The 1,476-nt window shown below is 70.8% G+C and carries 1 protein-coding gene; it reads left to right on the top strand.

Annotated features, from left to right (window positions below; translation table 11 throughout):
* Positions 1-121 precede the first annotated feature (121 nt).
* A complete protein-coding gene (locus EMO90_RS12020) occupies positions 122-1,408 on the top strand; it encodes an IS481 family transposase (RefSeq protein ID WP_223849877.1) in 1,287 nt (428 codons plus the stop codon).
* Positions 1,409-1,476 lie beyond the last annotated feature (68 nt).

Genomic DNA, 1,476 nt, shown 5'->3' with positions numbered 1-1,476 from the left:
TGTCCAGTTCGAGCGGATAGTTGACAGGTGTCTCGGGGCATGGCTGACACGTGTCTCGGGGCATGGCTGACACCCGGCGCGTGTTGGATGGTATATGGATACACCATCACAACAGCAGACAATGCAATCCGACAACCCCGGCGACGCGGCGCGCGGCGAGTTCCTGCGCAACAAGGCCATCGTCAGGGCCATCACGCAGGGAGCCCCCGTCGCCGAGACGGCGCGCGTGTACGGCGTGAGCCGACAGTGGGCGCACGAGCTCAAACGCCGCTGGGACGAGCAGGGCGAGGCCGGGCTCCTGCCGCGCCCCAGGACCGCGCACCGGATCGCGAACAGGACCGACCCGGGAACCGTCGAACGCATCGTGGCGATCCGGCGCGAACTGGAGGCCGGGGGCCTGGACGCGGGCCCCGAGTCCATCGCCGCCAGGCTCGAGCGCGCGGGCGTGGAGCCGCCGGCGAACTCCACGATCCACCGCATCCTCAGGAAGGCGGGCCTGGTGCGCCCCGAGCCGAGGAAGCGGCCGAAGTCCTCGTACACGAGGTTCGAGGCCGACCTGCCCAACGAGACCTGGCAGTCGGACTTCACCCACTGGCCGCTCGCGGACGGCACGGACGCGCTCGTCGTCTCCTGGCTCGACGACCACTCCAGGTTCCTCCTGTACTCGCGCGCGCACGCGACGGTCACCACGAGGGTGATCGAGGAGTCGTTCCGCCTGGCGTGCTCCCGGTACGGGATCCCCGCGTCCACGCTCACCGACAACGGCACCGTGTACACGACCCGGATGCGCTCGGCCGAGCCCGGCCCGTTCGAGCGCACGCTCGCGCTGATGGGCGTGCGCCAGAAGAACGGCAGCCCCTACCACCCCCAGACCCAGGGCAAGATCGAACGCTGGCACCGCACCCTTAAGCAGTGGCTCGCCGCCAGGCCCCTCGCGCGCGATCTCGACGGGCTCAACGCGCAGCTCGACGAGTTCCGCCGCGAGTACAACGAGGAACGCCCCCACCGCGCGCTGGGGCGGCGGACCCCCAAGGAGGCGTACGAGGCGAAGGGCAAGGCCGGCCCCGATCCCGAGATCGCCGCGCGCGAGCAGGCCAGGCGCGACGCGGACGGGCTCCGGGCCGAACGCGAACGGCCGGCGGCCGTCGACGTGACCGCCCCGGCCGTTCGCCGCAGGGCCGACGGGCGCGGCTGCGTCTCGTGGAGCGTCGCCGGGCGGCGGCGCACCGTCAACATCGGCAAGGGGAACGCGGGCAGGGTCGTGGAGCTGGAGGTGGTCCATGGCGTGGTCACCGCCATCGACCCGGACACCGGCGAGATCCTCGTCGACCAGGCGCTTGACGCCTCCCGGGACTACCAGCGCCGCCGGCCCCTGCCGGATGGCAACGATGCCCCGAGACAGGCGTAAACCATGCCCCGAGACATACCGTCAACCATGCCCCGAGACATCCGTCAATTATGCCCCGAGACAATACA

The sequence above is a fragment of the Bifidobacterium vespertilionis genome, from assembly GCF_008698145.1.
GTDB classification, from domain to species: Bacteria; Actinomycetota; Actinomycetes; order Actinomycetales; family Bifidobacteriaceae; genus Bifidobacterium; species Bifidobacterium vespertilionis.
This window is presented reverse-complemented; position numbering and strand designations above follow the sequence as displayed.

Bases quoted from the DNA above. Each gene is read 5' to 3' on its own strand.
- EMO90_RS12020 (WP_223849877.1), top strand. From the start codon at position 122: ATGCAATCCGACAACCCCGGCGACGCGGCGCGCGGCGAGTTCCTGCGC.